Origin of the sequence: Pararhizobium mangrovi (assembly GCF_006516965.1) — a bacterium.
GTDB lineage: Bacteria > Pseudomonadota > Alphaproteobacteria > Rhizobiales > Rhizobiaceae > Pararhizobium_B > Pararhizobium_B mangrovi.
Genome location: NZ_VHLH01000035.1, coordinates 22,037 through 40,379, shown reverse-complemented (window position 1 = coordinate 40,379; position 18,343 = coordinate 22,037). Strand labels below are relative to the sequence as shown.

Below are 18,343 nucleotides of genomic sequence, written 5' to 3'. Positions count from 1 at the left end.
CAACCGCGTCTACCACCTCGACCGCGGCTTCGAACGCCTCGAAACCAAGCTCGGCGCATGCGGCGCCGAAATCGAGCGCGTCAGCGGGTAGCGTCGGCCCGATCCTTCACGCCCGTTTGGCGCGATTGAAGCGGAGCGATGCGTTTCCTATCTGCGCATTTCCAGGGCGATCACCGGCCGCGAAGAAGGAAAGACGCAAAGCGATGGACGAAGACCGCCGCCTGAAGCTCTACGGCCTCGACACGGAAGATCTCGGCATCGTTTCCGCCCATGCGCAGGATGCGATCGTCAAGGTCGGCGACATGGAGTATGTGCCGCGGCGCCACCAGTTCAGCCTCGTCTGCAACCGCTTCGTCTGGGAAAAGGCGGGTGGCCGGAACCAGCGCCGCTTCGAACGGCGCCACGCCGTCCTGCATTTCGACCGCGTGCAGCGCGTGCGCATCTTCGGCGTCGATCGCGGCCGGCCGGATACCGTCCTGTCGCTGTTGTCGTTGACCTATACGCCGTCGGGCGAGCCGCCTTCGGGCGAAATCGAACTCGTCTTCGCCGACGACGTCTCGGTCGTCCTCGACGTCGAGTGCATCGAGGTCGAACTCGCCGATCAGGCAGGCGCCTGGGAGACGGACCGCAAGCCGCGCCATCCCGTCTCCTGATCGGCATCCGCCGTTTCGGCCGTTGAGCCATTCGGACCAGGCGGCATCCGGCTCGAACGGCGAAGACCGCCGCCGATTCGCCCGGAAGTGGCTTCTCACATTCCGAATGCCGTTTTAGAACGTCCGGGAACGGCCCGCAGCGCGTGCGCCATACCGACATGAGAAGAGGGGACCGCCCGTGGCCGTCAGGCTCGACGCGAACGATGCCGATTTCGAGAACGCGTTTTCGGCGTTCCTTACGACGAAGCGCGAAGCCGCGGCCGACGTCGCCGCGCAGGTGGCCGAGATCATCGCCGACGTGCGGGAGAGGGGCGATGCGGCGCTCGCCGATCATACAACGCGTTTCGACGGACTGGATCTCGCGAAGGTCGGCATGCGCGTTGCGCCGGAAGAGATCGATTCGGCGTTCGATACGCTCGACGACGCGGTCGTGGACGCGCTGAAGCTCGCTGCCCGGCGTATCGAATCGCACCATGCGCGCCAGCGGCCGGAGGACGATTCCTACACGGACGATCTGGGTGTGCGGCTCGGCCATCGCTGGACGGCGATCGAGGCGGTCGGCCTCTACGTGCCGGGCGGCACGGCGGCCTATCCGAGCTCGGTGCTGATGAACGCACTGCCGGCCAGGGTCGCCGGCGTGGAGCGCATTGTCATGGTGGTGCCGGCGCGCGCCGGAAACCTCAATCCCGTCGTGCTCGCCGCCGCCCGGATCGCCGGCGTCGACGAAATCTACCGCGTCGGCGGCGCGCAGGCGGTGGCCGCACTCGCCTACGGCACGCCGACGATCGCGCCCGTCGCCAAGATCGTCGGGCCGGGCAACGCCTATGTCGCGGCCGCCAAGCGGCAGGTCTTCGGCACCGTCGGCATCGACATGATCGCCGGGCCTTCCGAAGTGCTGGTCGTCGCCGACGGCGAAAACGATCCGGACTGGGTGGCGGCGGACCTGCTTGCCCAGGCGGAGCACGACGCGGCGGCCCAATCCGTACTGATCACCGACGATGCGGATTTCGCGCACGCCGTGGAGCGTGCCGTCGAACGACAGCTCGAAACGCTGGATCGGGCGGCGACGGCTTCGGCGAGCTGGCGGGATTTCGGCGCGGTGATCACCGTTGCCGACTTCGATACGGCGATGGCGCTTGCCAACCGCTTCGCGCCGGAACACCTCGAGCTTGCGGTGGCCGAACCGGACGCCCTCGTCGCGAAGGTGCGCAATGCCGGTGCCGTCTTCATCGGCCGGCATACGCCCGAAGCGGTCGGCGACTATGTCGGCGGATCCAACCACGTTCTGCCGACGGCACGTTCGGCGCGCTTTTCCTCCGGGCTCGGCGTGCTCGACTACATGAAGCGCACCTCGCTTCTGCGCCTCGACGCCGACGCCCTTCGTGCGCTCGGGCCGGCGGCGATGACGCTTGCCGAAGCCGAAGGGCTCGATGCCCATGCCCGGTCGATCGGCGTGCGGCTGAACCTTTGAGCGAAGTCCTATGATTGCCGGCGCGCAACGCGTGTTCTACGCTATATCCGACGTGCCGGCCGCGAGGACCCGATCGACGAGGGGTCAGCGTGTCCGGCGCTTTGCGAAGACCCTCGAAGGATCGACCGTGCCGGGAGGCGACAAGACCAACCGCTTGAGCGAGGTGACCCTCGACGAAAGCATCGCGCCCGGAACGCTGGCCGTGGAGCGCGAATGCGCGGCCGCGATCAGCGATCTCGTGGGAGAGGGCACGTTCGAGCCGATCGGCCGCACGGGCGGGCCGTTCCGGCTGAACCTCTCGATGGTCGAGGGTCGGCTCGCCTTCGCCGTCGCCGATGCGAAGGGGGAAGCTCTGGTCACGCATCTGCTGGCCGCTTCGCCGCTGCGCCGGGTGGTCCGCGACTATGCGGCGATCTGCGAGAGCCACCGCGAGGCCGTGCGTTCGGCAAGCCCGAGCGGCCTCGAGGCCATCGACATGGCCAGGCGCGGCCTCCATAACGAGGGTTCGGAGATCCTGGTCGAACGCCTGAAGGGCAAGATCCGGGTCGATTTTCCGACGGCGAGGCGTCTTTTCACGCTGATCTGCTTGCTTCTTGGAAGAAACTGACCTTCACACGGGCCACGGAAGCGCGGTCGAATCAATCCGGTTCACAAGCACCGGCCGATTGTGTAGTTTCCGGCCAAATTTGCCGGCGCGCCCATGATCAAAGCCGGGACGCGCCTTATCAACAGAAAGACGACAACCCTGCATGGCAAAAGAAGAAGTCCTCGAATTCCCCGGTACGGTCGTGGAACTGCTGCCGAACGCGACGTTCCGCGTGAAGCTTGAGAACGAACACGAGATCATCGCCCATACGGCCGGGCGCATGCGCAAGAACCGGATCCGCGTTCTGGCGGGCGATCGCGTGCTCGTCGAGATGACGCCGTACGATCTGACCAAGGGCCGTATCACCTACCGCTACAAATAGGGCTCTCGCGAGCCTTCCTTTCTTGCGTCAGCGCGACGGGACCATGTCGAAGTCCAGGAAACTCATTCTCGCCTCGGGCTCGCCGCGTCGGCTCGAGCTTCTCGGCCAGGTCGGCATCGAACCGGACCGGCTGATGCCGATGGATCTCGACGAGACGCCGGCAAAGGCGGAGCACCCGCGCGCGCTCGCCAAGCGGCTTTCGGTGGCGAAGGCGACCGCCGCCCGCAAGGCGCTGAAGGGCGATCCCGTGTGGGACCGTCAGCTGGTGCTCGCGGCGGACACGGTCGTCGCCGTCGGCCGTCGCATCCTGCGCAAGCCCGAACATCTCGACGACGCTTCGGACGCGCTGCACCTGCTTTCGGGACGCAACCACCGCGTCTTCACCGGCCTGACGCTCGTCACGCCGTCCGGCGGGCAGCGGCTTCGCATGGTCGAAACGCGCGTGCGCTTCAAGCGGCTCGCGCGTGCCGACATCGAGAACTACGTCGCTTCGGGCGAATGGCGCGGAAAGGCCGGTGGTTACGCGATCCAGGGGCTTGCCGGTGGTTTCGTCGCGCGCCTCGTCGGCTCCTATTCGAACGTCGTCGGGCTGCCGCTCTACGAGACGATCGCGCTTCTGAACGGCGAAGGCTACGACGTGCATAGAAGCTGGCATGCGGAGGCGGGCTGAGATGGCCGGCACGGATCCGCGTTCGACGCACGATTCCAATGTCGAGCCGCTGCGCCCGACGCGGCCGTGCCCGGAATGCGGCCGGCCTTCGGCGCGCGCGCACTTTCCCTTCTGCTCGCAGCGCTGCCGCGATCGCGACCTGAACCGGTGGCTTTCCGGCTCCTACGCGATCCCGGTCACGGAAGAGGACGAAAACACCGATCCGGAAGACGGAGACCAGAGCTGATTGCGGCGATAATTTTCGCCGCGATGCTGGACAGGCCTTTCCCGATACGCTAACCCCACCGCCGTCCGCCGATGGCAAGATTTGAACCGTTCGTGAATGACGGCAGGCCTTGCACCGCCGGCTCGCCCAGGTAGCTCAGTTGGTAGAGCATACGACTGAAAATCGTAGTGTCGGTGGTTCGATTCCACCCCTGGGCACCATTCCCCGATACGATCGACCGTAGCCAAGCCTGAAGGCAAATGTTCTACTGCGCGTCCGGCCGGTCTTTTTCCCGTGAACGGGCGCCTTCGAACGTCATCGTGAAGACCTGGCCGGCGATGCCGGCGGCGAGAGCCGGTGAAAGGTCGAGCGGTGCGCAGGCGCGAACGGCGTCTTCTGCCGCCTCGACGAAGGCGGCGCGGGCTTTCGGTTGGCCGTGGTACACGACACCCGTCGGTCGCGGCACGCCGAAGATGGAACCGTCGCGCCTGAAGCTGAAGCGCAGGGTGACGAGGGCGCCGGTGCTGCCGGCGGGTGGGTTCCAGCATGCGAGAAGCGCCGAGCCGATCTGACCCATGGATACGAGCGGTGCGGCCGTGCACGGCGCGCTCGCTGCGAGGCCGAGCGCGAAAGCCGAAGCGGCGGCGCAATCACGAAGCCGTGCGGACATGGCTGACACCTCGCTTTCGCCCGAAGGAGCCTTAGGATGCGAGCCGACGGCAATGCGGACGAGCCCCGCGCTGCCTGTGCGCGGGAGCGGCCGCACCCGTCGTTTTTCGAGGAGGAGATCATGCGAGGCGTTACGCGATTGTTCAAGCCGGCACTGGCGGTTTCGGTGCTTGCCGGCGTTCTGGCGGGCGGACACATGGCGGCCGGCGCGCAGGAAGTCGTTACCGGCAGCAAGGCCTATGGAAGCTGGGAGCAGAACGAACCGGGGCGCAAGCTTCTCATTCGCCCGTCCGACCTTCCAGCACCCGGGGCGAGTTCGGTATCCAGCAATTCGCCGGGCATCGTCGCGCGGCCGAAGAACGCCGCACCGAAGGCGATGGCCGGCTTTTCGGTTCACGAGTTCGCAAGCGGCCTTCAGGCACCGCGCGTCATCGAGATCGCGCCCAACAGCGACGTCTTCGTCTCCGACAGCAGCGCCGGCACGGTCGACGTCTTCCGCATGGGCGACGACGGATCGGTGGCCGAAAGGTCCGTCTTCGCCTCCGGCCTGACGCGGCCCTACGGCATCGCCTTCTATCCGGCGCGGAACCCAAAATACGTCTACGTCGCCAATACCGACAGCGTCGTGCGCTATCCCTATTCGACCGGCGCGATGAAGGCCGGCGGCAAGGCGCAGACCATCGTGAAGCGCCTGCCGACCGGCTACCACTGGACGCGCGACATCGCGTTTTCGAAGGATGGCCGGACGCTCTACGTTTCCGTCGGTTCCGGCTCGAACGTCGCGCGCGGCATGGGCGATCGGCCGCCGCGCGGCTTCGCGGACCAAGCGCCGACGGGTGCGACCTGGGGCGACGAGCGCTGGCGGGCCGACGTGCTGGCCTTCGACCCCGACGGCGGCAACCGGCGGATCTTCGCGACCGGGCTGCGCAACTGCTCGGGCCTTGCGATACAGCCCGACACCGGCGATCCGTGGTGCGTCGTCAACGAGCGCGACATGCTCGGCGACGACCTGCCGCCGGACTACGCGACCCGGGTCGAAAAGGGCGCGTTCTACGGCTGGCCGTGGTACTATATCGGCGACCACCCCGACCCGCGCTGGTCCGACGCGCCGAGGCCCGACCTTGCCGAAAGGGTCCGCGTGCCGGACGTGCTGATCCAGCCGCATTCGGCGCCGCTCGGCATCGGCTTTTATTCCGGAACGGCGTTCCCGGCCGCGTTCCGGGGGGATGCCTTCGTCGCGCTGCACGGTTCGTGGAACCGCAACCATCCGACGGGCTATAAGGTCGTTCGGCTGCTCTTCAAGGACGGCAGGCCGACGGGCGTCTACCAGGATTTCCTGACCGGCTTCATCCTCGACGACCAGCGGGTCTGGGGTCGTCCGGTCGACGTCACGATGGCAAAGGACGGCTCCCTGCTCGTCAGCGAGGATGCTTCCGGCACGATCTGGCGGGTGAGCGCGACGGGCGAGTAGCGGTTCGGCGGGACCTCTTTCGCGACCGCCGAAACCGACGAAAGATGCATGACGACGTTTCTTCGCCCGGAGAACCGCTCTAAGGTCGTTCCATGATGATTTTCGCTTTCATGGTGCCGTGACGGCCTCTAACGAACCCGTTCGGGACGGAACGGCCGGGGGCATGGCGGACGAACGGTCGGGCGAGCGCGCCCATGGCGGCTGGATCGCCGCCGGCACGCCGGAGTTCCGCCGCGTGACGTGGTCGCTCTTCGCGGCGAGCTTTTCGGTCTTCACGCTGCTTTATTTCGTGCAGCCGATCATGCCGCTCTTCGCGAGCGATTTCGGCATCGGACCGGCAACGAGCAGCCTCGTGCTTTCCGCGTCGACGGAGACGCTCGCCTTCGCGCTGCTCGTAAGCGGGCCGGTTTCCGATCGCTTCGGCCGCAAGCCGATGATCGTCGTCTCGCTGATGATCTCGGCACTTCTGACGGTGGCAACGGCACTGGCGCCGAGCTTCGGCTGGCTGGTCGCCGCGCGCGTCCTCGTCGGCATCAGCCTCAGTGGCGTGCAGGCCGTCGGCATGGCCTATCTCGCCGAGGAGATGCGGCCCGATGCGTTCGGCCGCGCTTTCGGGCTCTTCATCGGGGGCAACGTCGTCGGTGGCATGGCGGGGCGGCTCGGCATGTCGCTTGCCGTCGACTACGTGGACTGGCGCATCGCGACGGTCGGCGTCGGGCTCGTCGGATTGGTCGCCTCGTTCTGTTTCCTGAAGCTCTTGCCCCCTTCGAGGAACTTCCGCCGCCAGACCGGCGGGATGCGACTTGCCGGCGCGTTCGCCGACCATTTGAAGAACCCCGTGCTCCTGATGCTGTTCTGCGAGGGCTTCCTGCTCATGGGCGGCTTCGTGAACGTCTTCAATTACCTGACCTTCCGGCTGGTGGCGCCGCCCTTCTCGCTCAGCCAGACCGTCGCCGGGCTCGTCTTCGTGGTCTACCTGACGGGCACGCTGTCCTCCGCGCTTTCGGGCCGGTTGACGGATCGGTACGGCCCGGCGCGGGTGTTCTGGCCGACGCTCGTCGTGACCGCGGTCGGTCTCGCCCTGACGCTGCCGGCGTCGCTTGCGACGCTTGCCCCGGCGATCGCGATCTACACTTTCGGCTTTTTCGCCGCCCACGCGACGGCGAGCGGCTGGGTGAGCCGTTCCGCGCGCCACGACACCGCGCTTGCCGCTTCGCTCTACCTCTTCTTCTACTATCAGGGGTCGAGCATCGTCGGCTTTTCGGGCGGCATGGCCTGGTCGGCCTTCGGATGGGCCGGAACCGCCGGGCTGACCGGCATCCTCCTGATCGTCGCCTTCGCGCTTGCCGCGAAGCTGCGCACCCGTCTCGCCTGAGGCAATCACCCTCACGCAAGCTTCGCGTCCTAGCTTTGCCGGTGAAGGCGAGAAACGCGGCCAACGCCAGGATGATAACGACGGCATGAACCCACTCAACCAGATCCAGACGATGGCCCGCAATCTCGCCGGGTCCGGCCAGTACCGCATGATCGCCATTCTCGGCAGTGCGGCATTGGCGATCGCGATGATCGCCGCCGCGGCGCTCTATTTCGGGCAGACGACCTACGACACCCTCTATGTCGGGCTGAAGGGCGACGACGTCACCGAGATGAGCACGACGCTCGGCGCTGCGAACATTCCCTTCAAGATCGGCAAGGACGGTGCCAGCATATCGGTGCCGACGGACAGCAAGAACCGCGCGCGCATGCTGCTTGCCGACCGCGGCCTGCCTTCCAGCACGAGCGCCGGCTACGAGCTCTTCGACAAGGTCGGCTCTCTCGGCCTTACATCCTTCATGCAGAAGGTCACGAGGGTGAGGGCGCTTCAGGGCGAGATCGCGCGCACCATCGAATCGATCGACGGCATCACCGGCAGTCGCGTCCACATCGTCATGGCCGATCGCGGCAACTTCCGCACGGCCGGGCAGAAGCCGACCGCCTCCGTGATGATCCGCGCCGACGGCGACGCCGGACGCAAGGCCGCGAGCTCGATCCGGCATCTGGTGGCCGCCTCCGTTCCCGGGCTTTCCGTCGACGACGTCACCGTGCTCGACCAGACGGGGCGTCTCCTCGCTTCGGGCGAGGCCGACGGCAACGGTTCGGGGACCCAGTCCCTGAGCCTGACCCAGAACGTCCAGTCGCAGATCGAGAACAACATCGAACGCGCGCTTTCGCCCGTCCTCGGCATGGAAAATTTCCGCACCAGCGTGACGGCCGATCTCGACACCGACGCCCAGAAGGTCGACAGCGTCGTCTACGATCCGGATTCGAAGGTCGTGCGCTCCGTTCGCACGACGAAGGAAAGCGAGAATTCCGACCGCACGACCCCTTCGAAGCCGGCGACGGTCGATTCGAACCTGCCGCAGGCCCAGCCGCAAACGTCCGATAGCGGGCCGAAATCGACCGAGAACAACGACCGCAAGGAAGAGCAGACCAACTACGAGATCAACAGCACGCGCACCCATACCGAGCGCAACGGCTTTCGCGTCGAGAAGCTCTCGGTGGCGGTGATGGTCAATCGTGCGCGGGTCGCCAAGCTGCTCGGCGGAAAGCCGACCGACAAGCAGATCGACGCCTACGTGCAGCAACTCAAGCAGACGGCCGCCACGGCCGCCGGCCTCGACGATGCGCGCGGCGACAAGATCACCATCTCGGCGATGTCGTTCCTCGACGATCAGGTGCCTGCTTCCACGACGGCCGATGCCGGCCTCATGGATTCGCTCGGCCAGCATACGAGCGGCATCATCAACGCGATCGCCTTCGTCCTCGTCGCCTTCCTCGTCGTCTGGTTCGGCCTGCGTCCGCTCGCACGCTCGCTGCAGGCGGGCAACGACGATCGCGCCGGCGATCCGGCTCTGCCGACCGTCGAGGATGTCGATGGCCTGGAACTGCCGGACTACGCACCCGACGACGCCGCCGGCGCTAGGCCGAGCGCGCTCGGCTTCGACGGTGCGGATGGCTACACGATGACGCCGGAGGAAGGTCCGACGTTCAACCGGCGCGTGCGCGAAGGTCCGGAAAAGCGCCTCGCTCGCATGGTCGAGATCAACGAGGAACGCGCGGCGAAGATCCTGCGCAAATGGGCGGCCGAAGAAGAAGCGGCCTGATCCTTCCCGAAAACGTGACCGGCGGCTCGAGGCCGGCTGTATGGTAGACGCCGTGTGTGTGCGGCGAAAGTGCATTGACCGTGGGCCGGCGGGCGGGTTTAGTGAGCGCGCGGACCGCTTCGTCGCGGGATCGACATGGCAGGATCGCCTTATAGAACGAGGGGAGGCGAGCCTGGTCGTGGAGGAGGATGCCCGTCAGGGTATGACATTTTGGGAGGATAATGATGGCACAGGATTCATCCGGCAGGCCTGACCGTACGACGGGCGTGACCCGGCGCTCGGTGCTTCTCGGTGGTGCGACACTGGCTGCGGGAACGGCACTTCTGTCGCCCGTCGTCATGCGCAACGCGTTCGCGCAGGACAAGAAGGCGCCGGTCGGCAACTATCCCGCCGGCAGCGAAGGGGATTCCGTCTTCGTCGGCATCTGCACGCCGCGCACGGGCACCTATGCGGCACAGGGCGAAGACGAGATCAAGGGCTACCAGCTCGCCTTCGAGCACATCAACAACGGCAACGAGATGCTGTCGAAGATGTCGCCGAACCTCGGCAAGAAGAAGGGCGTTCTCGGCAAGCAGATCGCGCACGGCGTCGCCGACAGTGAGGCCAAGCCGAACACGGCCGTGCAGGCACAGACGCGCTTCATCAACCAAAACAAGGCGATGATGATCACCGGCTCGGTCTCGAGCGCGGTCGCGGTCGCGATCAACAAGCTCGCCGAGCGCGAGAAGACGATCTACCTGCCGTGCATCACCGGCTCGAACGACACGACGGGCAAGGATTGCTCGCGCTACTCGTTCCGCTCGTGCTTCTACGCCGAGACGGCGGCCAACGCGATCGCCCCCGTCCTCATCAAGAATCTCGGCAAGAACAAGAAGGTCGCCTTCCTGACGCCGGACTATACCTACGGCCACACGGTTCGCGAATCCACGCAGAAGGCACTGGAACAGCAGGGCGGCTGGCAGGCCGTTACGAACCAGCTCTCGCCGCTCGGCACGACGGATTTCTCGTCCTACCTGCTGAACATCGCCAATTCGGGTGCCGACGTCGTCGTCAACATCAATTTCGGCCGCGACGCCGTGCTTTCCATCAAGCAGGCGAAGCAGTTCGGCATCCTCGACTCCATGAAGCTCGCCATTCCGTATCTCGCGCCCTTCGTGGCCGAGGAGGTCGGCGCCGACACCATGCAGGGCGTCTTCGCCGGCACGGACTACTGGTGGACGCTGGAGGACAAGTTCGAGCTCGCGAAGATGTTCAACAAGGCCTTTCGCGACAAGTACAACACCTATCCCGAATGGGGTGCCGCCGAGGCCTACCTGCAGGTGGCGATGTGGGCGGACGCCGTCGAGCGGGCCGGGTCCTTCTATCCGCCGGACGTCATCAAGGCCTACGAGAAGGGCGAGAAGTTCGAGTCGCTCACGGGTCCGGTGCATTTCCGTGCTGAGGACCACCAGCTCGTGCGCCCGGTCACGATCGTCCAGGGCAAGAAGCCCGGCGACATGAAGACGGACAACGACTACTTCTCGATCGTCGAGACGGTCGATGGCGGTCCGCTCATGCAAAAGCCCGATGCCTTCGGCTGCAAGCTCGGCGACTATACCTGAGCGCACGGACATGACGACGATCGTGCCGGCCGAATGCCGCAAGCTGAGCCGGCCGGCGCGATCCTTCGAACCGAGGCGCGGGCCGGGCGGGTCCGTCGGTCGCGTGCCGTCTTCGCGGCGTCGCTCGGCCTCGCGCGCACCATCTTGATACGGGGACCCTTTTGCTTACCTGGGCCAATCTCGTTTCCCAGATGTTCAACGGCCTCGTGCTCGGCGCGCTTCTCGCGTTGATCAGCTCCGGCCTCACGATCATCTACGGCACGCTCGGCGTGCTCAACCTGGCGCATGGCGCGCTCTTCATGCTCGGCGGCTACGCCGGCTGGCTGACCTTCGACTACACGGGCTCCTATATCGCGGCCGTCGCCGGAGGTGCGCTCTTCGTGCTCCTCGTCGGCATCGTCATCGAACGCGGCATCATCCGCTTCTTCTACGACCGCCCTCACGAGGACCAGATCCTCGTCACCTTCGGCATCGGCATCGTCATCGTCGAACTGGTGCGCCTTTCCTTCGGCAGCCTGTCGCTATCCGTCACGCCGCCGAGCCTGATCTCCGGCATCACCAATCTCGGCTTCGTCATCTATCCGACCTACCGCCTCGCCGTCGTCGCGATCGTCGCCGTGGCTCTGCTCGCCCTCTACCTGGTCCTCTACCGCACCCGGCTCGGCATGATCGTGCGCGCCGGCATCGAGGATGCAGGCATGGTCGATGCGCTCGGCATCAACGTCTATCGCGTCTTCATGGTCGTCTTCGGCATCGGCGCCATGGCGGCGGGTTTCGCGGGCATCGTCAACGCGCCCGTCGCGCCGATCACGCCGGACGTGGGAACCGAGATCCTCGTGCAGACCTTCGTCGTTGTTGTCATCGGCGGCGTCGGGTCCTTTCCCGGCGCGATCCTCGGCGGGCTGATCGCTGGCGAGATCCTGAGCCTGACGTCGATGATCAATCCGGCCTATTCGCAGGTGATGCTCTTCGCGGTCATGACGCTCGTCCTCGTCGTCAGCCCGCACGGCCTGCTCGGCGTTCGGGGGCGCCAGTAATGGCGCGTCGCACGATCGCCTCGCGCGCCTGGTGGCCGGACGTGGTGACCGCGCTCGGCCTTTTCGTCGCGCCCTACGTGCTGCCCGCACTCGGCTTTTCGCCTGACACGATGAGCCGCATCCTGATCTTCGGCCTCTTCGGCATCGGCTTCGACCTGCTTTTCGGCTTCACCGGAATGCTGTCCTTCGGCCAATCGGCCTTCTTCGGCACGGGCGGGTTCGCTGCCGCCTACCTCCTGACGCAGACCGGCATGACGAGCGTCATTCTCGCGCTCGTCATCGGTACGGTCGTCGCTGCCATCGTCGGCGTCGGCGTCGGCCTGATCGCGCTTCGCCGCACCGGCATCTATTTCGCGATGATCACCGTGGCGATCGCCGAGGTCTTCTATTTCCTCGACATGTCGCCGCTTTCCGCCTTTACCGGTGGCGAGAACGGGCTGCCGGGCGTGCCGTCCCCGACCTTCTATCTCGGCTTCGCGACGATCCATATCGAAGCCGGCTGGTCGATGTACGCCTTCCTGGCCGTCTGCTTCCTGATCGGCATGGTTCTCGCCCGGCGCATCATCGCCTCTCCGGTCGGCCTCGTGCTGGTGGCGATCCGGGACAACCAGTTGCGTGCGGCCGCCGTCGGCCATCATGTCGACCGCTACAAGCTGCTCGTCTTCACGATCGCGGCCGCCTATGCGGGCATGGCCGGCGGGCTCCTCGGCGTCCTGCAGAGCTACATGCCTCCGGATGCCTTCGCCTTCGATACGTCGGGCCAGCTCGTCATGCAGACGGTGATCGGCGGGCTCGGCACGCTGTTCGGCCCGCTCGTCGGTGCGGCCGTCTGGCTCTACCTGCGCGATTTCCTGCAGAGCACGCTCGCGCTCGGCGCGGCCTGGAAACTCGCGCTCGGCATCGTCTTCGTTCTGCTCGTCTGTTTCCTTCGTCGCGGCATCATCGGCGGCTTCGCCGACCTTGCCGGTTATTTCCGCTCCCGTGGTTCTTCGGCAGCGCCGGACGGCGAGCGCGAACCGGAATCGGCGGGCATGGCGCCGACGTCGGCGGGCGCCGCTGCGGTCGGCGAACCGGTCCCGGAACCCGCCGAACCGATCGAGCACGGCGACCCGATCCTTCGCACCGAAAATATCTCCAAGCGCTACGGCGGGCTGCTTGCCAACGATTCGATCGATTTCACGGTCCGCGAGGGCGAGTTGCGCGGCATCATCGGGCCGAACGGTGCGGGCAAGAGCACCTTCTTCAAGATGCTGACCTGCGAGGTTGCACCGAGCTCGGGGCGCATTCTCTTCCACGACCAGGACATCACCGGCTTCGGCGTCACGCGCGTCGCCCAGCTCGGCCTGACCAAGAGCTATCAGGTCAACCAGCTCTTCAACCGACTCACCGTGCGTGACAATCTCGCCATCGCGGCCGCCGCCGAGCGCCGCGGTCCCTTCCGGATGGATCTCCTTCGCAGCGTCAGACGGGTCGATGGCCTGCAGGCACGGGTCGATGAGACGCTCGGCCTCGTTAACCTCGCGCACCGCGCCGATGCGCTCGTCTCCGAACTCGCATACGGCGAAAAGCGGCGCCTGGAGATCGGCCTTGCGCTCGCGACCGCACCCTCGCTGCTTCTGCTCGACGAGCCGCTGGCCGGCATGAGCCCGCAGGAGCGCGTCGAGACGATCAGGCTCCTGCGCTCGATCCGCAAGGGCCGCACCATGGTCGTCATCGATCATGACATGGATGCGATCTTCAACCTCGCCGAACGCATCACCGTGCTTCAGGAGGGGCGGGTGCTGGTGGAGGGCACGCCGCAGGAGATCAGGGACAACACGGCCGTCCAGGAGGCCTATCTCGGCGGGATGGAAGAGGCATGAGCCTTCTCGAAGTGACCGGCCTCAACAGCTATTACGGCGATTCCCACATCCTCTTCGACATCGACCTGCGCGTCGAGGCGAACGAGGTCGTCGCCCTGATCGGCCGCAACGGCGCGGGCAAGAGCACGACGCTGAAGAGCCTGATGGGCATGGTGCAGCCGCGTTCCGGCGAGATCCGCCTGGAAGGCGAGAACGTCGCCGGGCGCAAGGCGCACGTCATCGCCCGGCGTGGCATCCAGCTCGTGCCGGAGGAGCGGCGCGTCTTCGGCAGCCTCGATGTCGAGGAAAACATCGTTCTCGCCCGCCTGACGGCGTCGTCCGCATGGCCGCTGGAGCGCATCTACGAGATCTTCCCGCGGCTTGCAGAACGCCGATCGAGCCGCGGCACGGACCTTTCCGGCGGCGAGCAGCAGATGCTCGCCATCGCCCGCGCGCTGGTGCGCGACCCGAAGATCGTCCTTCTCGACGAGCCCTTCGAAGGGCTGGCACCGGTCATCGTGCAGGACCTCATGCGCGTGTGCCGTCGCCTGGTGGAGGAGGGCCAGACGATCGTTCTCGTCGAGCAGAACATCGCCGCGACGCTTTCGCTCGCCGATCGCGCCTATGTCATCAACAATGGGCACGTGGTGCACGAGGACACGACGTCGGCGATCCGCGCGCAGCCGGAAATCCTGCGGCGCTACCTCGGCGTATAGCCGCCGCATCGTCGGGCCGTCATTCGGCCGCCGCCCGAAAAAGTTCGCCACGGCAAAGTCCTGTTGCGTCGGCATCGGCAGTGATTCGGTGACCCCGCGAACGGAGCGCAAGCCCCATCTCCCGAACTTTGCGGTATTTTTTCGGCAATGCTTGGCGTACTCTTTAGAGATCCATAACGGATGATTCGTGAGCGGGGTCCGAGTGTACCGGTATTCGCGTAGGGCGTACTCGCCACGGCGTTGACGATGGTGGTGTTCGGGATGCGTGGGGCGCATCCCGTGGTGTTTTCGGCGGGCGACCGTGCGAAGCGCCTGAGGGCCCGGATCGGGTGGGCTCGTTCATTGCACCCGTCGGCGAAGCGATACCGGGGGACGAACGCATGATGGCGCGCGCGGCGCTGCTCGAAGAACTCGAAACCCTTGCCGTGCGCGATACGTCGTCCGGCATGGATCGGATCTGCGCCTATGCGGGCGCGGCCGGCTTTCTGCTCGCGCGATGCGACGGTTCGCCGGACGACGGGCTTTCCAACGTCGTGGCGAGCGACTGGCCCTTCGATCTTGTCCGCCGATTGGGGCTTGCGCTGCTCGCCGCCCAGGCGAGGAAGAGCGAACTGGATCGTTGCCTGGCCATCCTGCAGCCGGTCGTCGAGCACTGCGGCGAGGAGTTCGTCCTGCCCTCGGGCATAGACCGGCGGTTGTGCGTCGTTCCCTTCAACGCCGGAACGATGCGCATGGTCGTCGCCTTTCTCCTGCCGGAAGGCGCAACTCCCTCACGCGAACGCCTGGGCGATGCGGCGCTGCTCGCCGCCTATTTCGTCGAGCCAGGCGCCGGCGTCCACGAGCCGGATCATCATCCCGACCTCACCGAACGCGAGATCGAATGCCTGGCGTGGATCGCGCAAGGCAAGACGAGCGAGGAGATCGCGATGATCATCGGCATCTCGCGCAACACCGTGAACAATTACATCACCGGCATCATGCGCAAGACCGCGACGCGGACCCGTTCCGAAGCGATCGCGCTCGCCACGCGAAGACATCTGATCTGAGCGCTTCGGGGGCGGCCGGTGCGGCGCCGGCGACCTTCGGGCGATACGACGAGGAAACCGAAATGCCACTCGACACCCATCCCGTGCTTGCCGGGATTTCCGATCCGGCGCGCACCGAAATCCCCCGCATCGCGGCTCCCATCGAGCGGCCCGGCATGACGGACGTCATCGCGCTTCTGAACGCGATGCGCCGCATGGTCGATGCCGATGCGTTCGCGGTCTATACCTGCCCGCAGGCAGGCGCGCGCGTCGGCGGCTGCCTCTCGCTCGTCCTCGACGAACGGCCCGAAGATGCCGGACCGGCCGTCGATCCGGCGTCGGCGGAGGGGATGCAACTTCTCGACCATGTCCAGACGGCGACCATGCCGCTCGTCTGGAATGCCGGGCCGATCGCGACGGAGAGGCCGGTAAGCCTCCTTGCCAGTGCGCAAATGCCCGGTTGTGCGTTCCCCGGCATCGCGCTGCCGGTGCGTCTCGGTGCGCTCGGCAACGGCGTCGTCGTCTTCGAGGGCTGTCGCGTGACGGCCTTTTCCGATCTCGTCTTCCGGCTGCACCGCATGGCTTACCGCGTCATGACGGGGCTGCTACGGCTTGAAATCGCCGAGGGTTCGCCCGCACGCCAGCTCAGCGAACGCGAGCTGCAGTGCCTGCAGATGACCGGCGAAGGCTGCAAGAGCGAGACGATCGCCGAGCGCCTCGGCCTTTCCGTCCATACGGTGAACGCCTATCTGAGCGCCGCGACGGCCAAGCTCGACGCCGTCAATCGCATCCAGGCGATCGCCAAGGCCATCCGCCTCGGCCTCATCGCCTGAGCTTCGTGCTTCACTGGCGACGGCGAAGCGGGCCGCAGCACGATCTCGAAGGATATCGGCCGGGCCGAAGGGGCTGCCGGATGCCCTTGCGCGCGTCTTGGCCGCGGTCGGTGCGCGCCACGGTCGCTTGACCCGATCGCGAAGCCGCGTCTACAGCGCTCCGGCAGGAACCTCGCGCCCGTCCGGAGATCGGCGACCATCGACGGGCGAAACGGGCGAGAAACAGTAAGCGCGACACGGAGCGGCAGGTGGCGAGCGTAATCGACGGTAAGGCGGCGGCGACCGCGGTTTTGGCGGATGTGACGGCGGCGAGCGAGCGGCTGAAGCGCGAAGCCGGCGTTCAGGCCGGGCTCGCCGTGGTCATCGTCGGCGACGATCCGGCAAGCCACGTCTACGTCGCCAGCAAGGGCAAGCGTGCCGAGGCCTGTGGCTTCCGATCCGTGCAGCATACGCTTCCGGCCGACACCGAACAGGCGGATCTGCTTGCGCTGGTCGAACGCCTGAACGCCGACGAGGCGATCCACGGTATCCTCGTGCAGCTTCCCTTGCCGGGGCACCTCGACGCTTCGAGCGTGACGCAGGCGATCCGGCCGGAAAAGGACGTCGACGGGCTCACCGTCGTCAATGCCGGCAAGCTGATGAGCGGCGATCGCTCGAGTGGGCTCGTTTCCTGCACGCCGGCCGGTGCGATGCGCCTCGTGCGCGACGTCCACGGGGAGGATCTTTCCGGGCTCGAGGCCGTGGTCGTCGGCCGTTCCAACCTCTTCGGCAAGCCGATGGGGCAATTGCTGCTCGCCGCCAACGCGACCGTGACGATGGCCCATTCGCGAACCGCCGACCTTTCGGCGGTATGTCGGCGCGCCGACATCCTGGTCGCTGCGACCGGCCGCGCCGGCATGGTGCGCGGCGACTGGATCAAGCCCGGCGCGACCATCATCGACGTCGGCATCACCCGCATCGACGCGCCCGAACGCGGCCCGGGCAAGACGCGTCTCGTCGGCGACGTCGCTCACGACGAGGCCGAAGCGGTTGCCGGCGCCATGACTCCAGTGCCGGGCGGGGTCGGTCCGATGACGATCGCCATGCTGATGGCGAACACGGTCATCGCCGCCTGCCGGCAGGCCGGCATCGAGGCTCCTTCGTTCTAGAGCGCGCGAAACGTCTTTAAGTCACTGATGTTACTCGTGAATTTTCGCGGTAACGGGCGGGAGGATTGCAGACCAGGGCACGTTAACGTGATTGCCGGATCGCTCCGGTATCCGAACCAATGGCCTCGCCCTCGAATTGCCCTTCGGCAGGTCCGACAACGGCGCATTCCGCGCCGGATCGTTTTCCTGCCCGAGGAGGTTTCCATGAAACGCCAATTCATCGTCGCAGCGCTCGCCCTTACGATGACCGCGCCGCTCGCGGTCGCGCAGAGCTCGAACGACACCATGTCGAACGGCACGATGTCCGACAGTTCGTCTTCCATGGCAAAGGTCACCGACGCTTCGAAGTTCGTGCCGATGGCCGCACAGGCGAACATGACCGAAATCCAGATGGCGAAGGTTGCGCTCAAGATGTCGGACGATGCCGATGTCAAGCAGTTCGCCAACCGGATGATCGCGGACCATACCAAGGCCGGCAAGGGCCTGAAGTCGGCGGTCAAGGCATCCGACGCGGATCTGAGCGTTCCGAGCTCGCTCGACAAGACGCATCAGGCCATGGTCGACAAGCTCGAGAACGCGTCTTCCGGTCAGTTCAACCAGATGTATATCGATGCGAACGTGAAGGCGCACGAGCAGGCGGTGGCCCTCTTCCAGGGGTTTGCGACGGACGGCAAGGCCGGACCCGTGAAAGACTTCGCCCAGAAGACGCTGCCGACGCTGAAGGAGCATCTCCAGATGGCCGAGAAACTGAACCAGTCGGCATAGGTATCTCGCCTGCCGCAGCGGCAACGCTCGCCGGTCAGCCGATCTCGAAGCCCGTTCCGGCCCCCGTCGGAGCGGGCTTCGCGTTTCCGACATGCGCTGTCGGAAACCGCTTCGGGGGTGTCGCGGC

18 protein-coding genes and 1 tRNA gene are annotated in these 18,343 nt (G+C 66.2%); 18 read left to right on the top strand and 1 reads right to left on the bottom strand.

Annotation, left to right across the window (positions count from 1 at the left end):
* Nucleotides 1–203 precede the first annotated feature (203 nt).
* The 7 genes from FJU11_RS15965 to FJU11_RS15935 all read left to right on the top strand — a co-directional run bounded on the left by FJU11_RS15965 (nt 204) and on the right by FJU11_RS15935 (nt 4,188).
* Nucleotides 204–653 carry a DUF2948 family protein gene (locus FJU11_RS15965; protein WP_141168076.1) on the top strand — a complete coding sequence of 150 codons (450 nt, stop codon included), beginning with the start codon at nt 204–206 and terminating at the stop codon, nt 651–653.
* Nucleotides 654–831: 178 nt separating this feature from the next.
* The gene (gene hisD / locus FJU11_RS15960; protein ID WP_141168075.1) at nt 832–2,124 is read left to right on the top strand and encodes a histidinol dehydrogenase; all 1,293 of its coding nucleotides are present in this window, start codon (nt 832–834) and stop codon (nt 2,122–2,124) included.
* 127 nt (nt 2,125–2,251) lie between these two features.
* A complete protein-coding gene (locus FJU11_RS15955; protein ID WP_235891072.1) occupies nt 2,252–2,731 on the top strand; it encodes a UPF0262 family protein in 480 nt (159 codons plus the stop codon).
* A 142-nt stretch (nt 2,732–2,873) separates the two neighbouring features.
* Entirely contained in the window at nt 2,874–3,092 is a 219-nt protein-coding gene (gene infA, locus FJU11_RS15950) for a translation initiation factor IF-1 (RefSeq protein WP_141168073.1), read from the top strand.
* A 43-nt stretch (nt 3,093–3,135) separates the two neighbouring features.
* On the top strand, nt 3,136–3,762 hold the full coding sequence (locus FJU11_RS15945) for a Maf-like protein (protein ID WP_141168072.1): 627 nt from the start codon (nt 3,136–3,138) through the stop codon (nt 3,760–3,762).
* 1 nt (nt 3,763) lies between these two features.
* Complete coding sequence (gene yacG, locus FJU11_RS15940; protein ID WP_141168071.1) at nt 3,764–3,988, top strand: DNA gyrase inhibitor YacG; 225 nt, start codon at nt 3,764–3,766, stop codon at nt 3,986–3,988.
* Nucleotides 3,989–4,112: 124 nt separating this feature from the next.
* Nucleotides 4,113–4,188: transfer RNA gene (locus FJU11_RS15935), tRNA-Phe, on the top strand.
* A gap of 44 nt (nt 4,189–4,232) precedes the next feature.
* Here the strand turns inward: FJU11_RS15935 and FJU11_RS15930 are convergent.
* Nucleotides 4,233–4,637, bottom strand: coding sequence for a hypothetical protein (locus FJU11_RS15930; protein ID WP_235891071.1), 405 nt, complete (start codon nt 4,635–4,637; stop codon nt 4,233–4,235).
* A gap of 120 nt (nt 4,638–4,757) precedes the next feature.
* Between FJU11_RS15930 and FJU11_RS15925 the strand changes: the two genes are divergently transcribed.
* The 11 genes from FJU11_RS15925 to FJU11_RS15875 all read left to right on the top strand — a co-directional run bounded on the left by FJU11_RS15925 (nt 4,758) and on the right by FJU11_RS15875 (nt 18,216).
* Complete coding sequence (locus FJU11_RS15925) at nt 4,758–6,107, top strand: PQQ-dependent sugar dehydrogenase (protein ID WP_141168070.1); 1,350 nt, start codon at nt 4,758–4,760, stop codon at nt 6,105–6,107.
* Nucleotides 6,108–6,270: 163 nt separating this feature from the next.
* Nucleotides 6,271–7,482, top strand: a complete 1,212-nt coding sequence (locus FJU11_RS15920) for an MFS transporter (protein WP_141168069.1) — start codon at nt 6,271–6,273, stop codon at nt 7,480–7,482.
* A gap of 85 nt (nt 7,483–7,567) precedes the next feature.
* On the top strand, nt 7,568–9,250 hold the full coding sequence (gene fliF / locus FJU11_RS15915) for a flagellar basal-body MS-ring/collar protein FliF (protein ID WP_141168068.1): 1,683 nt from the start codon (nt 7,568–7,570) through the stop codon (nt 9,248–9,250).
* A gap of 224 nt (nt 9,251–9,474) precedes the next feature.
* Entirely contained in the window at nt 9,475–10,851 is a 1,377-nt protein-coding gene (locus FJU11_RS15910; RefSeq protein ID WP_141168067.1) for a substrate-binding protein, read from the top strand.
* Nucleotides 10,852–11,012: 161 nt separating this feature from the next.
* Nucleotides 11,013–11,888: a branched-chain amino acid ABC transporter permease gene (locus tag FJU11_RS15905; RefSeq protein ID WP_141168066.1), complete on the top strand. Its 876-nt coding sequence runs from the start codon at nt 11,013–11,015 to the stop codon at nt 11,886–11,888.
* The gene (locus FJU11_RS15900) at nt 11,888–13,750 is read left to right on the top strand and encodes a branched-chain amino acid ABC transporter ATP-binding protein/permease (RefSeq protein WP_141168065.1); all 1,863 of its coding nucleotides are present in this window, start codon (nt 11,888–11,890) and stop codon (nt 13,748–13,750) included. The genes FJU11_RS15905 and FJU11_RS15900 overlap by 1 nt, the downstream gene beginning before the upstream one ends.
* On the top strand, nt 13,747–14,445 hold the full coding sequence (locus tag FJU11_RS15895) for an ABC transporter ATP-binding protein (protein ID WP_141168064.1): 699 nt from the start codon (nt 13,747–13,749) through the stop codon (nt 14,443–14,445). Before FJU11_RS15900 ends, FJU11_RS15895 begins: the two co-directional genes overlap by 4 nt.
* A 380-nt stretch (nt 14,446–14,825) precedes the next feature.
* The gene (gene visN, locus FJU11_RS15890; protein ID WP_141168063.1) at nt 14,826–15,491 is read left to right on the top strand and encodes a transcriptional regulator VisN; all 666 of its coding nucleotides are present in this window, start codon (nt 14,826–14,828) and stop codon (nt 15,489–15,491) included.
* Nucleotides 15,492–15,553: 62 nt separating this feature from the next.
* Nucleotides 15,554–16,303 carry a helix-turn-helix transcriptional regulator gene (locus FJU11_RS15885; RefSeq protein ID WP_141168062.1) on the top strand — a complete coding sequence of 250 codons (750 nt, stop codon included), beginning with the start codon at nt 15,554–15,556 and terminating at the stop codon, nt 16,301–16,303.
* A gap of 248 nt (nt 16,304–16,551) precedes the next feature.
* The gene (gene folD, locus FJU11_RS15880; protein ID WP_141168061.1) at nt 16,552–17,451 is read left to right on the top strand and encodes a bifunctional methylenetetrahydrofolate dehydrogenase/methenyltetrahydrofolate cyclohydrolase FolD; all 900 of its coding nucleotides are present in this window, start codon (nt 16,552–16,554) and stop codon (nt 17,449–17,451) included.
* 204 nt (nt 17,452–17,655) lie between these two features.
* Nucleotides 17,656–18,216 carry a DUF4142 domain-containing protein gene (locus FJU11_RS15875; RefSeq protein ID WP_181408218.1) on the top strand — a complete coding sequence of 187 codons (561 nt, stop codon included), beginning with the start codon at nt 17,656–17,658 and terminating at the stop codon, nt 18,214–18,216.
* The last annotated feature ends 127 nt before the right edge of the window (nt 18,217–18,343 follow it).

Excerpts from the sequence above, each read along its gene's own strand:
- FJU11_RS15965 (WP_141168076.1), top strand. The coding sequence starts at position 204 with ATGGACGAAGACCGCCGCCTGAAGCTCTACGGCCTCGACACGGAAGAT.
- infA (WP_141168073.1), top strand. The coding sequence starts at position 2,874 with ATGGCAAAAGAAGAAGTCCTCGAATTCCCCGGTACGGTCGTGGAACTG.
- FJU11_RS15945 (WP_141168072.1), top strand. The coding sequence starts at position 3,136 with ATGTCGAAGTCCAGGAAACTCATTCTCGCCTCGGGCTCGCCGCGTCGG.
- yacG (WP_141168071.1), top strand. The coding sequence starts at position 3,764 with ATGGCCGGCACGGATCCGCGTTCGACGCACGATTCCAATGTCGAGCCG.
- FJU11_RS15930 (WP_235891071.1), bottom strand. The coding sequence starts at position 4,637 with ATGTCCGCACGGCTTCGTGATTGCGCCGCCGCTTCGGCTTTCGCGCTC.
- FJU11_RS15925 (WP_141168070.1), top strand. The coding sequence starts at position 4,758 with ATGCGAGGCGTTACGCGATTGTTCAAGCCGGCACTGGCGGTTTCGGTG.
- FJU11_RS15920 (WP_141168069.1), top strand. The coding sequence starts at position 6,271 with ATGGCGGACGAACGGTCGGGCGAGCGCGCCCATGGCGGCTGGATCGCC.
- fliF (WP_141168068.1), top strand. The coding sequence starts at position 7,568 with ATGAACCCACTCAACCAGATCCAGACGATGGCCCGCAATCTCGCCGGG.
- FJU11_RS15910 (WP_141168067.1), top strand. The coding sequence starts at position 9,475 with ATGGCACAGGATTCATCCGGCAGGCCTGACCGTACGACGGGCGTGACC.
- FJU11_RS15900 (WP_141168065.1), top strand. The coding sequence starts at position 11,888 with ATGGCGCGTCGCACGATCGCCTCGCGCGCCTGGTGGCCGGACGTGGTG.
- FJU11_RS15895 (WP_141168064.1), top strand. The coding sequence starts at position 13,747 with ATGAGCCTTCTCGAAGTGACCGGCCTCAACAGCTATTACGGCGATTCC.
- visN (WP_141168063.1), top strand. The coding sequence starts at position 14,826 with ATGATGGCGCGCGCGGCGCTGCTCGAAGAACTCGAAACCCTTGCCGTG.
- FJU11_RS15885 (WP_141168062.1), top strand. The coding sequence starts at position 15,554 with ATGCCACTCGACACCCATCCCGTGCTTGCCGGGATTTCCGATCCGGCG.
- FJU11_RS15875 (WP_181408218.1), top strand. The coding sequence starts at position 17,656 with ATGAAACGCCAATTCATCGTCGCAGCGCTCGCCCTTACGATGACCGCG.